Genomic DNA, 12445 nt, shown 5'->3' on the forward strand with positions numbered 1-12445 from the left:
TGCGGGTCAGGCGGGGTCGGCGGGCGCCCAGTACGAGGTGAAGGCGGCGGTGTCCCAGATGCCGCCGATGCGGGGGGAGAGCCAACCGGGCGCCGCCTGCCGGAAGTCGGCGGGGTCGAGGGCGGCCGCGCCGACGGGCAGGGCGCCCACGAGCGGGGCGCCGGTGACCTCGGGCAGGTCGGCGAGGTTGCAGCGGGCGGCCAGGTCCGCGTCGTCCGGCCAGCTGCCGATGACGACGCCCGCGCACTTCAGGTCCCGCGCCTTCAGGGCCTCCGCCGTCAGCGCGGCACCGTTGAGGGTGCCGAGCCCGGCCGGGGCGACCACGAGCACCGGGGCCGCGAGCATCCGTGCCGCGTCCGCCAGCGTCGAGCCCGTGTCGTCGAGACGGACGAGCAGCCCGCCCGCGCCCTCGACGAGGACGATGTCGTGCACCGCCGCCAGCTTCGCCGCCGCCTCCGCGATGTCGGCCGGGCCCACCGGGGCGAGTCCGGAGCGTCGCGCGGCCGTGGCGGGCGCCAGCGGCTCGGGGTACCGGGCCAGTTCGACGCCGGTGACCTCGGGACCGGCCAGCCGGGTGACCTCGGCGGCGTCGCCCGGCTCGCCGGGGCCCACCCCGGTCTGCGCGGGCTTCAGGTAGGCGACGCTGTACTCGCCGAGCAGCACCGTCGCCGCGATCGCGGCCGTCGTCACCGTCTTGCCGATCTCCGTGCCCGTACCGGTCACGAACAACACCGTCATGCCGCCTCCGCCGCCGCGCGCACCGCCGCGCAGATGCGCGCGACGTCCTCGTCCCCCGTGACGTACGGGGGCATCGTGTAGATCAAGTCCCGGAACGGCCGCAACCATACCCCGCTGCGGGCGGCGGCCCGCGTCGCGGCGGCGAGGTCGACCTGGTGGTCGAGCTGGACGACACCGATCGCGCCCAGCACCCGCACGTCGCGTACCCCGGGGAGGCCGGCGGCGGGTGCGAGCCCTTCGCGCAGCCCGGCCTCGATCCGCTTGACCTCCTGCGCCCAGTCCTGGCCGAGCAGCAGGTCGAGAGAGGCGCAGGCGACGGCCGCGGCCAGCGGGTTGCCCATGAAGGTCGGGCCGTGGGCGAGCACCGGCACCTCGCCGCGGGAGATCCCGTCGGCGACGCGCGCGGTGCACAAGGTGGCGGCCATCGTGAGGTATCCCCCGGTCAGGGCCTTGCCTACGCACATCACGTCCGGTGAGACGCCCGCCTGGTCGGCGGCGAACAGCGTCCCGGTCCGCCCGAAGCCGGTGGCGATCTCGTCGAACACCAGCAGCACGTCGTGCTCGTCGCAGGCCTCGCGCAGCACCCGCAGGTAGGCGGGGGAGTGGAAGGTCATGCCGCCCGCGCCCTGCACGACCGGCTCGACGACGACCGCGGCGAGTTCGTGCGCGTGAGCGGCGATCGTCTCCCGCAGGTGGCCGGCGTACGCCTCCTCGTACGCGGCCGGCGGCGCGTCCGCGAAGACCTGCCGGGGCAGGACGCCGGACCACAGCCCGTGCATGCCGCCCTCGGGGTCGCAGACGGACATCGGCTGCCACGTGTCGCCGTGGTAGCCGCCGCGCCAGGTCATCAGGCGCTGCTTCTCCGGCCGTCCGAGCGAACGCCAGTACTGCAGGCACATCTTGACCGCGACCTCGACCGACACCGAGCCGGAGTCGGCGAGGAAGACGTGCCGCAGCGGATCGGGGGTGATCTCGACCAGGCGGGCGGCGAGCCGCACGGCGGGCTCGTGGGTGAGCCCGCCGAACATCACGTGGCTCATCCGGTCCAGCTGGCCGCGGGCGGCCTCGTTGAGCACCGGGTGGTTGTAGCCGTGGATCGCCGACCACCAGGACGACATCCCGTCGACGAGTTCGCCCGCGCCTTCGAACGGCTCGGCGAGCCGCAGCCGGACCCCGGCCGCGGACGCGACGACGAGCGGTTCCTGACGGCCCGGCATGGGCCCGTACGGATGCCAGACGTGCTGCCGGTCCAGTGCCAGCAGCTCGCCCGGGGTGAGCGGCTCAGGCATTGGGCGGCAGGTCCGTGCCGGTGCCGCGGCGGCGCACGGCCACCAGGTCGGTGCGGGCGGCACCGGTCGTCGCGGGCTGCGCGAGGTCGCCGTGGCTGTCGCCGTGGGCGTGGCCGCCGCAGGGGCCGCAGCCGCCGCCCGCGCCCTCGCCGTGCGAGCCGCAGCCGGCGGAGGAGTGGGAACCGCAGCCCCCGGCCGCGGCCGCCACGTCCGCCCGGTGCTCGGGCAGGGTCACCTCGCCGGCGCCCTCCACCTCGAAACCGGCGTCCGCGATCATGTCGAGGTCGGTCTTGCCGGCCTGGCCCTCGCTGGTGAGGTAGTCGCCCAGGAAGATCGAGTTCGCCAGGTGCAGCGCGAGCGGCTGCATGCTCCGCAGGTGCACCTCGCGGCCGCCCGCGATGCGGACCTCCACATCGGGACAGACGAACCGGACCATCGAAAGAATCCGCAGGCACCGCTGCGGGGTGAGGTTCCACTCCTTCGCCAGCGGGGTGCCCTCGAAGGGGATGAGGAAGTTCACCGGGACGGAGTCGGGGTCCAGCTCGCGCAGCGCGAAGACCACGTCGACCAGGTCCTCGTCGCTCTCGCCCATGCCCGCGATCAGTCCGGAGCAGGCCGAAAGGCCCGCCGCCTGGGCCTGTTGCACCGTTTCGACCCGGTCCGCGTAGGTGTGCGTGGTGGTGATGTCCCCGTAGGTGGCCTCGGAGGTGTTGAGGTTGTGGTTGTACGCGTCGGCGCCCGCGCCGCGCAGCCGCTCGGCCTGCCCGTCGGAGAGGAGGCCCAGGCAGGCGCAGACCTCGACGGCCTCGTTCTGCTCCTTGATGGCCTCGATGGTCTTGGAGACCCGGTCCACGTCGCGGTCGGTCGGGCCGCGTCCGCTCGCCACCAGGCAGACCCGCTTGGCACCGCCGGCGACCCCCGCCGCCGCGGCGGCCGCCGCCTCGTCGGGCTTGAGCCAGGTGTACTTGAGGATCCCGGCCTCCGAGCCGAGCCGCTGCGAGCAGTACGAGCAGTCCTCCGGGCACAGTCCCGACTTGAGGTTGACCAGGTAGTTCAGCTTCACCCGGCGGCCGAACCACGCGCGGCGCACCTTGCCGGCCGCGGCCACCACGTCGAGGAGTTCGTCGTCGGAGGTCGCCAGCACGGCGAGCGCCTCCTCACGGGTGGGCAGCTCGCGGCGCAGGCCCTTCCCGACCAAAGCATTCAGCAGATCCATGTCGCGATCCTGGCGTACCGCACGCGCCCGGGCCAATGGGGCATCCCACAAGACCGCTCGCTCAGGGTGTGTGCATCACCACACCGTGCGAGACGATCCGGCACACTACGGTGGCGCCGAACCCTCCGCCGACCCCAGGGGACGACCATGAGCCGCGACCCGTTCGACTGGATCGACGCGCACGCCGAACGGCGTCGCGCGGCCGGGCTGGTGCGCACCCTGCGGCCGCGGCCCGCACGGTCGCCCCTGCTGGACCTCGCCTCCAACGACTACCTGGGGCTCGCCCACCATCCCGAGGTGACCCGGGCCGGTGCGGACGCCTGCCTGCGCTGGGGCGCCGGCTCGACCGGTTCACGGCTGGTCACCGGCAGCACCGAGCTCCACGCCGAGCTGGAGGCCGAACTGGCCGCCTTCTGCGGCTTCGAGGCGGCGCTGGTCCTGGCCTCCGGGTACGCCGCCAACCTCGCCGCCGTCACGGCGCTCAGCACCGAGCCGGGCACGCTCCTCGTCTCCGACAGCGGCAACCACGCCTCGCTCATCGACGGCTGCCGGCTCTCCCGCGCCACCACCGAGGTCGTGCGGCACGCCGATCCGGACGCCCTGCGCAAGGCGCTGACCGGCCACGACGGCCCCGCCGTGGCCGTCACCGACTCGGTCTTCTCGGTGGACGGCGACGCGGCCCCGCTCGGCGCGCTGGCCACCGCCTGCCGCGAGCACGGCGCCGCGCTGCTGGTGGACGACGCCCACGGGCTCGGGGTGCTCGGTCCCGGAGGCCGGGGGGCGGCCGCGGAGGCGGGTCTGGCGGGCGCGCCCGGACTGGTGTGCACCGCCACGCTCTCCAAGTCCCTGGGCAGCCAGGGCGGCGTGGTGCTGGGACCGGCCCGCGTCATCGAGCACCTGGTCAACGCCGCGCGGACGTTCATCTTCGACACGGGCCTCGCCCCGGCGGCCACCGGCGCGGCGCTCGGTGCGCTGCGTCTGCTGGGGCGTGAGCCGGAACGCGCCGTACGGGCCCGGGCGGTCGCCCGCGAGCTGTACGAGCGGCTGGTGGGGGCGGGCCTGGACGCCACCGCGCCGGACGCGTGCGTGGTGTCGGTGCGGGCGCCGTCGCCCGAGGCGGCCGTCGCGTGGGCCGGGGCGTGCCGTGAGGCGGGTCTCGCCGTGGGCTGCTTCCGGCCACCGTCCGTGCCCGACGGGATCTCGCGGTTGCGGCTCACCGCGCGGGCGGACCTGACGGACCGGGAGATCGGCGACGCCGTGGGGACGATCGTCCGTACGGCGCCGCCGCGCCCCTGAGTTCAGGGGCGTTCGGTCAGGCTCCCCGTCGTCACGGCGGTGAGGAACTCCGCCCAGGCCGCCGGGGGGAAGAGCAGGGCGGGGCCGCGCACATCCTTGGAGTCGCGTACGGCGAGCTGTCCCGAGAGCGGCCCGTCCCCGATGAGGGCCGTCTCGACGCAGTTGTTCGCCGCCGTGCTGTAGCTGCTGCGTCGCCAATTCACACCTGAGAGGGACGCACTGGAGGTGACGTACTGAGGCAGAGCGTTGGACATGGGGGGTGTGCCTCCTTACGCGCCTTTGCCGATGCCGGAGATGAAGGACAGCGACTGCTCACTCGACAGGGCATGGGAGCGCAACCGATTGAAGGCAGCACCGTACGCCCTGACGTCCTCGTGCTGATCTAGATAGAGACTACTCGTCAAATGGTCGAGAACAACCACGTCGAGATCAGCAATGCGCGGAAATGAGAAGATTACGAAAGGGCCTGTGACGCCTATATGCCCACCGGCCGAGAAAGGCAGCACCTGCAGATGCACATGAGGCAGTGAACCCAGCTCCACAAGATGGCTCAATTGCGCCGCCATCACTCCGGGACCCCCGACCCTGCGGCGTAGCACCGCCTCGTCCAGCACCGCCCACAGCTCCAGCGGAGGATCGGCGCGCAGCACCGCCTGGCGGGCCATCCGCACCTGCACCAGGGTCGCGATCTGCCGCGGACCGAGCTGCGGCAGGACGGACCGGGTGAGCTCGCGGGCGTAGTCCGGGGTCTGCAGCAGTCCCGGCACCACCGTCGTCTCCAGGGTCCGCGCCCGGCAGGCGTCGGTCTCCAGGGAGATGAAGTCCCGGTAGGCGGACGGGAGTTCCTCGCGGAACTCATGCCACCAGCCACGCCGGTCGCCCTCGCCCGCCAGCGCGGAGAGCATCTCCCGCAACCGCTGGTCGCGCACCCCGTACACGTCCAGCAGTGCGGTGACGTCCTCGGGGCGCACGCCGCTGCGGCCGGTCTCGATCCGGCTGACCTTGGACTGGTGCCATCCCAGGCGCTGGGCGGCCTCACCGCTCGTGAGCCCCGCCGTGTCGCGCAGACGACGCAATTCCGAGCCGATCTTGCGGCGGCGTACCGCCGGCACCTGCTGCATGGTGTGTGCACCTCCCGGTTCCCGGCACCCCCGCCGGTCCCCGGGCGAAGTCTGCCGCGCAAATACGTTCTCTCGTAGCAGAGTTCACCGCTTTGGGCGACAGATATATGCATATAGCTGTGGTGACACCCGATTAAGGGCACGATGAGTGACACTCTGGCGCGTGAGTGCCGAACGGGGACGTGCCGCGCGGAAGGCGGGGCACGGCGCCGCCGGCCGTCGCGCGCGCGGCCACGGGCGCGGCAGGCGCCGGCGTCCTGGTCACGGCGGGAAAGGGACAGCGTCGCCATGGCAGACCACCAGGAAGCATCCGTCACCCTGCCGAGCGACCCTGCCTCGGTCCCCGCGGTACGTCGCTACGTGAGCGAGCTGCTGGTGGAGTGGGGCATGCCCGAGGACTCGGACCCCGCCGACTCCGTCCGGCTCATCGTCTCCGAGCTCGCGACCAACGCCGTGCTGCACACCCTCGGCCAGTCCCCCACCTTCACCCTCGACGTCCAGTTGGACCGGGACGAGCAGCTGCGCATCGGTATCACCGACAGCCACCCCCGGTGGCCCCAGCGGCTGCCCGCCGCCGTGCAGCAGGACAACGGCCGCGGCATGGTGATCATCCGTCACCTCACGGCGGAGGCGGGTGGCACGCTCCTGGTCACCCCCACCGCGGAGGGCGGCAAGACGGTGTGGATCAGCCTGCCCTGGGCCACCGCCGCCGCCGTCGAGTGACCCCGGCGGCCCTCAGCCCTCCCGGGTGAGCAGCAGCGCCTCGGCGCCCATCGGCACGAAGCCCGCCGCCGTGAACGCCCGCACGCTCGCCGCGTTGCCCGGGGCGATCTGCGCCCACACCGTCCCGCCCTCCGGGACGAGATGACGTGCCGCCAGCGCGAGCCGGCGGCCGAGGCCCGCACCGCGCGCCCCCGGATCGACCTCCACGGCCGCCTCCCAGCGGCCCGCCACACCCCGGCCCGTCAGCACGGTGCCCCCGGGCACCGTCCACGCCCGTACCCCGTCACGGTGCCGCAGGGCCCGGACGATCCGCGGATGACCCCGGTCGGCGGTCTCCCGCAGGGGCAGGCCCAGGGCGGCCGGCGGAGGCCCCGGCAGGGCCGGGGCGGCGGTCAGCAGGTCGACGTTGTTCACCGTGCGGTCCAGCAGTCCGCACAGCGCGGTGAGGAACGGCGGATTGAGCGGCGCCGAGAGGTCGCCGGGCGGGAGCAGTCCGCGGATCCGCTCCGGATCGGCGTCCGCGAAGACCACGGCATGGGCGGTGAAGGCGATCACCCCGGCGTCGCGCGGCGCGGGCTGCGGCACGACCGTCACCGAGCCGTCGGCGGGCGGGAAGACGCCCGCGGCGGCGTCGGCGAGGATCCGTATCAGGGACACACCGGCACGCTACCGGCACGTCCGCGGCGCCGGCCGCGTTGCCCGGGAGCCCCGGCTCCCGGGCAACGCGACCGGGGTCACTTCACCCGGCCGTACCAGACGCTGCGGCTCCAGATCTTCTCCAGCCGCACCCGCCCGCCGGGTTTGGGGGAGTGCCAGATCTTCCCGTGCCCGGCGTACATCCCCACGTGGTACACGTTGCTCCCGTAGTGGAAGAAGACCAGGTCACCACGGGTCCGTGAGGACTTCCGGATGTGCCGGACGCTGTTGTACTGAGCGCCCGCGGTGCGGGGGAGCTTCTTGCCCGCCTTCTTGAAGGAGTAGAAGGTGAGCCCGGAGCAGTCGAACCTGCCGGGGCCGGCGGCCCCGTACTGGTACGGCGCGCCCCTCTTGGACGCCGCGATCTTCAGCGCCTTGGCGGAGACCGCCGCCGCGTCTGCCTGCTGGGCGAGCTCCGGCAGTACGGCGGGACCGGCCACGGCGGCCGCCGTGAGGGCGGAGACCGCTCCGAGCCGGCACAGGACCCCGGACATGGCTGTTGGCGCACTCATGCGCAACCCTTCGTCGTCCGCCTGCGAAGGATGACCTGTCGGGTTCGGGCAGGCGAAGATGCCCGGCCGCGCTTGCGGCTTCACCCCAAGGGTCCGGCGACCGGACCCGTACTGCTCGGGTCCTCCGCTCCTGCCGATGAGTCGTCGTCGACCTGGCATCCGCGCGGCGGCAGGATTCGGCGTCCGCACGGACCGCCCCGCCGGGATGACGGGGGCTTGTCGTCGAAGGGATGATCACCCACCGAAGCGGCCGATTCCCAGCACAACCGGTCGAATGTGAGTCTGTTCACGACTCACCTATTCGGGTGGACTCCGCGACACGGGACCCGGACTGACGACTCGAAAGGAGTCGAACACCAGGGACGGAGCGTCAGATTCCGGATGTGTGCGGCCATATCGCGCAACTCGGGGCCACCCGGCCGTCCACGGCAGATACAACGATCGGGCGAGTCCATTCGGTTCGAGTTCGCGCCGCCCGAACGGACCAGTGTGTCGTGACGCTCCGTCAGCACGGCCGTGGTGGCGGCAAGGTGACCTGACCGGTGCGCCGTTCGCCGTCCAGCACCCGCAGCGCCCGTTCCATCGTCGCCGTGTGCACCTCGCCCTCCCCGCGCATGTGCATCAGCGTCAGCGCGTCACGTAGCTCGGCCGCCCTCCCCACCAGGGCCTGCGCGGCGCGCAGCGCCCCGTAGGTGTCCCGGGAGCGGGACGGGTTGATCCGGCCCAGCAGGTCCACGACCTGCAGGTAGGTGTCGATCAGCTCGCCCTCGGCCCGCGTCAGTGCGGGGAGCGGGGGAAGTTCGGGCACCACGGCCGGTCACCGCAGGGCGCGCGGGGCGCGGCCGGCGCCGTCCTTGCGGCTCAGCGTCAGCCGGTCCACCAGGCCGTAGGCGAGGGCCGACGGTGCGTCAAAAATGGTGTCCCGTTCGATGTCGGCCCCGATCCGCTCCGGTGCCTGACCGGTGTGGCGTACCAGCAGCTCCTCCAACTGCTCCCGACGGCGGAGCAGTTCCCGGGCCTGGATCTCCAGGTCCGCGGTGGTGCCCTGGATCACCTCCGCGAACGAGGGCTGGTGGATCAGCACCCGCGCGCCGGGGGTCATCAGCCGCTTGCCGGGCGCTCCGGCGGCGAGCAGGACGGCCGCCGCCGAGGCCGCCTGGCCGACGCACACCGTCGACACGTCGCAGCTGACGAACTGCATGGTGTCGTAGATCGCGGTCATCGCGGTGAAGGACCCGCCGGGAGAGTTGATGTAGAGCGAGATGTCCTGGTCCGGGGCGGCGGCCTCCAGGTGGATGAGCTGGGCCATCACGTCGTTCGCCGAGATGTCGTCGATGGGCGTCCCGAGTAGGACGATCCGCTCCTGGAGCAGCTTGGAGTACGGGTCCATGGTCCGTACGCCCTCGCTGGTGCGCTCGGTGAACTCGGGCAGGACGTGGCGGGCGGTCGGTCGAAGCATCGCTGCACCTCCGTGGGCACCCGGGCAGGGGTGCCCGTCGCTGTAAAAAATGTACAGGACGTACATCTCGTTATGATGGGGAGCATGGCCCATGAAGTCCCGGTGACACAAGCGCGTGCGGAGCTGGCGGAACTGATCAACCGCGTCGTCTACGGCGGTGAGCGGGTGGTCGTGACGCGTCACGGCAAACCGCTCGTCGCCCTGGTATCCGCCGCTGACCTGCAACGACTCCAAGAACTGGACGCCGCTCCCGAGGAGGCGGTGGTCAGTACGGTCTCCTCGGTGCGCGGGGTGGTGTCCGCCACGGGCGAACGCCGCCGGTTCGGCATCGCCGCGGAGCACCGCGGTACGACGGACGCCCATCACGACGGGGTCTGAGCGGTTCGTGGCGGCGCGGACCTGAGGGAGCCGATCCGCCGGCCGTCCCCGAGGGGGTCGTGTGTGCCGGCTCGCCCGGCGGCCGGGGCAGGGGTGCGCCCGGGTGGTCGCCGGACTCGTGTCGTACGCGGAGGAGCGGGAACGCCGTGGCATGCTGCCGGAGGAGGCCGGGCCCGACGAGGTCGCCCGCACCCCGCTCCCCCGCGCGCCCGCCGGCTTCACCCCGGAGCCCGGGAGTTAACGCGGACGAAACGCCGCCGAACTAGCCTGCGGCTGCCGGACAACGGCAGGGCGGATCCGCCGGCCGGGGACGCCCCCGTGGGTCCGTTCACCCGGGACGACTGCGAGGTGTGGCCATGCAATTGACCCCCCACGAGCAGGAACGCCTGCTCGTCCATGTCGCCGCGGACGTGGCGGAGAGGCGGCGGGCCAGGGGCCTGAGGCTGAACCACCCCGAGGCCATCGCCCTGATCACCTCGCACCTCCTCGAGGGCGCCCGGGACGGCCGCAGCGTCGCCGAACTCATGGCCTCCGGCCGCAAGGTGCTCACCAGGGACGACGTGATGGAGGGCGTGCCGGAGATGATCCACGACGTCCAGGTCGAGGCCACCTTCCCGGACGGCACCAAGCTCGTCACCGTCCACGAGCCGATCGTCTAGGGGGCGCCGCGTGATTCCCGGGGAGATCCTCCACGCGGGTGAGCCCGTCGTGCTCAACGCGGGCAAGCCGGTCACCCGGCTGACCGTGCTCAACTCCGCCGACCGGCCGGTCCAGGTCGGTTCCCACTACCACTTCGCCGAGGCCAACCCGGGTCTCGTCTTCGACCGCGCCGCCGCCCGCGGCAAGCGCCTGGCCGTCGCGGCCGGGACCGCCGTGCGCTTCGAGCCCGGCATCCCCGTCGAGGTCGAGCTCGTGCCGCTGGGCGGCGCGCGGATCGTGGCGGGGCTGCGCGGAGAGACCGGAGGTGCCCTCGATGGCTGAGCTCTCGCGTGCCGTCTACGCCGACCTGTTCGGGCCGACCACCGGGGACCGTATACGGCTCGCCGACACCGACCTGCTGATCGAGGTCGAGCGGGACCTGTCGGGCGGCGCCGACGGCTCGGGCGACGAGGTCGTCTTCGGCGGCGGCAAGGTGATCCGCGAGTCGATGGGGCAGGCCCGGGCCACCCGGGCCGAGGGCACCCCCGACACGGTGATCACCGGCGCCGTCGTCCTGGACCACTGGGGCGTGGTCAAGGCCGACATCGGCATCCGCGACGGGCGGATCGCGGCGCTGGGCAAGGCCGGCAACCCCGACACCATGGACGGCGTCCATCCGGACCTCGTCATCGGGCCCGAGACGGAGGTCATCGCCGGCAACGGCAGGATCGTCACCGCCGGGGCCGTCGACGCGCACGTCCACTTCATCTCCCCGACGATCGTGGACGAGGCGCTGGCCGCCGGCATCACCACGCTCGTCGGCGGCGGCACGGGCCCGGCCGAGGGCACCAAGGCCACCACCATCACGCCGGGGCCCTGGCACCTGGCGCGGATGTTCGCGGCGCTGGAGCACTACCCGGTCAACATCGGCCTGCTCGGCAAGGGCAACACCGTCTCCCACGAGGCGATGCTCTCCCAGTTGCGGGGCGGGGCCGTCGGCTTCAAGATTCACGAGGACTGGGGCGCCACCCCGGCCGCCATCGACGCCTGCCTGACGGTGTGCGAGGCGACCGGCGCCCAGCTCGCCGTCCACACCGACACCCTCAACGAGGCCGGCTTCGTCGAGGACACCCTCGCCGCCATCGCCGGCCGGGGCATCCACGCGTACCACACCGAGGGCGCGGGCGGCGGGCACGCGCCGGACATCATGACCGTCGTCGCCCACCCCAACGTCCTGCCGTCCTCGACCAACCCGACCCGGCCCCACACCGTCAACACCGTCGAGGAGCACCTCGACATGCTGATGGTCTGCCACCACCTCAACCCCTCCGTGCCCGAGGACCTCGCCTTCGCCGAGTCGCGGATCAGGCCCGGCACGATCGCGGCCGAGGACGTCCTGCACGACCTCGGGGCGATCTCGATCATCTCCTCGGACTCGCAGGCCATGGGACGGGTCGGCGAGGTCGTCCTGCGCACCTGGCAGACCGCGCACGTCATGAAGCGGCGGCGCGGGGCCCTGCCCGGCGACGGACGGGCCGACAACCTGCGCGCACGTCGATATGTCGCCAAGTACACCATCAACCCCGCCGTCGCCCAGGGCCTCGACGGCGAGATCGGCTCGGTCGAGAGCGGCAAGCTCGCCGACCTGGTGCTGTGGGACCCGGCGTTCTTCGGCGTCAAACCGCACCTCGTGCTCAAGGGCGGCCAGATCGCCTACGCGCAGATGGGCGACGCCAACGCCTCCATCCCGACCCCCCAGCCGGTCCTGCCGCGCCCGATGTTCGGCGCGATCGGCCGCGCTCCCGCCGCCAACTCCTTCACCTTCGTGACGCACACCGCCCTCGACGAAGGCCTCCCCGAACGCCTCGCCCTCGGCAAGCGGTTCCTCCCGATCCGCGACACCCGGCGCGTCACCAAGGCGGACATGCGCGAGAACGACGCCATGCCGCACGTCGAGGTCGACCCCGACACCTTCACCGTCCGCATCGACGGAGACGTCGTCGAACCCGCCCCGGCCGTGGAACTCCCCATGGCCCAGCGGTACTTCCTGTTCTGAACGGAGCAGGGGGACGATGAACCGCGCCGCGCTGCTGCTGCTCGCCGACGGCCGCTTCCCCGCCGGGGGCCACGCCCACTCCGGAGGGGCCGAGGCGGCCGTCACGGCGGGCCGCATCACCGGCCCCGGCACGCTCGAGGAGTTCTGCCGGGGCAGGCTGCACACCACGGGCCTGGTGGCCGCGGCGCTCGCCGCCGCGGCCGCCGCGGGCGCCGACCCGCTCGCACTGGACGAGGCCGCCGACGCCCGTACCCCCTCGCCCGCGCTGCGGCAGACCGCCCGCCGCCTCGGCCGCCAGATGACGCGGGCCGCCCGCGCCGCC

At 72.9% G+C, this 12445-nt stretch carries 17 protein-coding genes and 1 riboswitch; of the genes, 8 read left to right on the top strand and 9 right to left on the bottom strand.

The window, feature by feature from the left end:
• Positions 1–6: 6 nt before the first annotated feature.
• The 3 genes from bioD to bioB are packed head-to-tail and all read right to left on the bottom strand — an operon-like array spanning position 7 to position 3243.
• The gene (gene bioD, locus PV410_RS39535; protein ID WP_500331248.1) at positions 7–738 is read right to left on the bottom strand and encodes a dethiobiotin synthase; all 732 of its coding nucleotides are present in this window, start codon (positions 736–738) and stop codon (positions 7–9) included.
• Complete coding sequence (locus PV410_RS39540; protein WP_500331249.1) at positions 735–2027, bottom strand: adenosylmethionine--8-amino-7-oxononanoate transaminase; 1293 nt, start codon at positions 2025–2027, stop codon at positions 735–737. The genes bioD and PV410_RS39540 overlap by 4 nt, the downstream gene beginning before the upstream one ends.
• Positions 2020–3243 carry a biotin synthase BioB gene (gene bioB / locus PV410_RS39545; RefSeq protein WP_500331250.1) on the bottom strand — a complete coding sequence of 408 codons (1224 nt, stop codon included), beginning with the start codon at positions 3241–3243 and terminating at the stop codon, positions 2020–2022. The genes PV410_RS39540 and bioB overlap by 8 nt, the downstream gene beginning before the upstream one ends.
• 147 nt (positions 3244–3390) lie before the next feature.
• Here bioB and PV410_RS39550 point away from each other — a divergent pair, with 147 nt between their 5' ends.
• Positions 3391–4539 carry an 8-amino-7-oxononanoate synthase gene (locus PV410_RS39550; RefSeq protein ID WP_500331251.1) on the top strand — a complete coding sequence of 383 codons (1149 nt, stop codon included), beginning with the start codon at positions 3391–3393 and terminating at the stop codon, positions 4537–4539.
• Between the two features lie 2 nt (positions 4540–4541).
• Here PV410_RS39550 and PV410_RS39555 read toward each other — a convergent pair whose 3' ends face one another.
• Both PV410_RS39555 and PV410_RS39560 read right to left on the bottom strand, forming a co-directional pair.
• Positions 4542–4793: a DUF397 domain-containing protein gene (locus tag PV410_RS39555; RefSeq protein WP_500331253.1), complete on the bottom strand. Its 252-nt coding sequence runs from the start codon at positions 4791–4793 to the stop codon at positions 4542–4544.
• Positions 4794–4808: 15 nt separating this feature from the next.
• Complete coding sequence (locus PV410_RS39560; protein ID WP_499510364.1) at positions 4809–5660, bottom strand: helix-turn-helix domain-containing protein; 852 nt, start codon at positions 5658–5660, stop codon at positions 4809–4811.
• Between the two features lie 288 nt (positions 5661–5948).
• On the opposite strand from PV410_RS39560, the gene PV410_RS39565 reads away from it, so the two are divergent.
• Positions 5949–6383, top strand: a complete 435-nt coding sequence (locus tag PV410_RS39565; protein ID WP_500331255.1) for an ATP-binding protein — start codon at positions 5949–5951, stop codon at positions 6381–6383.
• A gap of 12 nt (positions 6384–6395) precedes the next feature.
• On the opposite strand, the gene PV410_RS39570 is transcribed toward PV410_RS39565, so the two are convergent.
• From PV410_RS39570 to PV410_RS39585, 4 genes are all read right to left on the bottom strand, one after another.
• Positions 6396–7040 carry a GNAT family N-acetyltransferase gene (locus PV410_RS39570; protein WP_500331257.1) on the bottom strand — a complete coding sequence of 215 codons (645 nt, stop codon included), beginning with the start codon at positions 7038–7040 and terminating at the stop codon, positions 6396–6398.
• 77 nt (positions 7041–7117) lie between these two features.
• Complete coding sequence (locus PV410_RS39575; protein WP_500331259.1) at positions 7118–7591, bottom strand: C40 family peptidase; 474 nt, start codon at positions 7589–7591, stop codon at positions 7118–7120.
• 3 nt (positions 7592–7594) lie between these two features.
• Positions 7595–7748: riboswitch (cyclic di-AMP (ydaO/yuaA leader) on the bottom strand.
• 348 nt (positions 7749–8096) lie between these two features.
• Complete coding sequence (locus PV410_RS39580) at positions 8097–8402, bottom strand: hypothetical protein (RefSeq protein WP_500331261.1); 306 nt, start codon at positions 8400–8402, stop codon at positions 8097–8099.
• A 6-nt stretch (positions 8403–8408) separates the two neighbouring features.
• Positions 8409–9050 carry an ATP-dependent Clp protease proteolytic subunit gene (locus PV410_RS39585; protein ID WP_500331263.1) on the bottom strand — a complete coding sequence of 214 codons (642 nt, stop codon included), beginning with the start codon at positions 9048–9050 and terminating at the stop codon, positions 8409–8411.
• An 84-nt stretch (positions 9051–9134) separates the two neighbouring features.
• On the opposite strand from PV410_RS39585, the gene PV410_RS39590 reads away from it, so the two are divergent.
• From PV410_RS39590 to PV410_RS39615, 6 genes are all read left to right on the top strand, one after another.
• A complete protein-coding gene (locus PV410_RS39590) occupies positions 9135–9428 on the top strand; it encodes a type II toxin-antitoxin system Phd/YefM family antitoxin (RefSeq protein WP_500331264.1) in 294 nt (97 codons plus the stop codon).
• Positions 9429–9531: 103 nt separating this feature from the next.
• A complete protein-coding gene (locus PV410_RS39595; RefSeq protein WP_500331267.1) occupies positions 9532–9669 on the top strand; it encodes a hypothetical protein in 138 nt (45 codons plus the stop codon).
• A 115-nt stretch (positions 9670–9784) separates the two neighbouring features.
• The gene (locus PV410_RS39600) at positions 9785–10087 is read left to right on the top strand and encodes an urease subunit gamma (protein WP_499510356.1); all 303 of its coding nucleotides are present in this window, start codon (positions 9785–9787) and stop codon (positions 10085–10087) included.
• A gap of 10 nt (positions 10088–10097) precedes the next feature.
• Positions 10098–10409 carry an urease subunit beta gene (locus PV410_RS39605; RefSeq protein ID WP_499510355.1) on the top strand — a complete coding sequence of 104 codons (312 nt, stop codon included), beginning with the start codon at positions 10098–10100 and terminating at the stop codon, positions 10407–10409.
• Complete coding sequence (locus tag PV410_RS39610) at positions 10402–12123, top strand: urease subunit alpha (RefSeq protein ID WP_500331269.1); 1722 nt, start codon at positions 10402–10404, stop codon at positions 12121–12123. Before PV410_RS39605 ends, PV410_RS39610 begins: the two co-directional genes overlap by 8 nt.
• A 16-nt stretch (positions 12124–12139) precedes the next feature.
• Positions 12140–12445, top strand: a 306-nt coding sequence (locus tag PV410_RS39615; protein WP_500331270.1) for an urease accessory UreF family protein, incomplete at its 3' end; no start/stop codon positions are given.

Source organism: Streptomyces sp. PA03-5A (genome assembly GCF_033792725.1).
GTDB lineage: Bacteria > Actinomycetota > Actinomycetes > Streptomycetales > Streptomycetaceae > Actinacidiphila.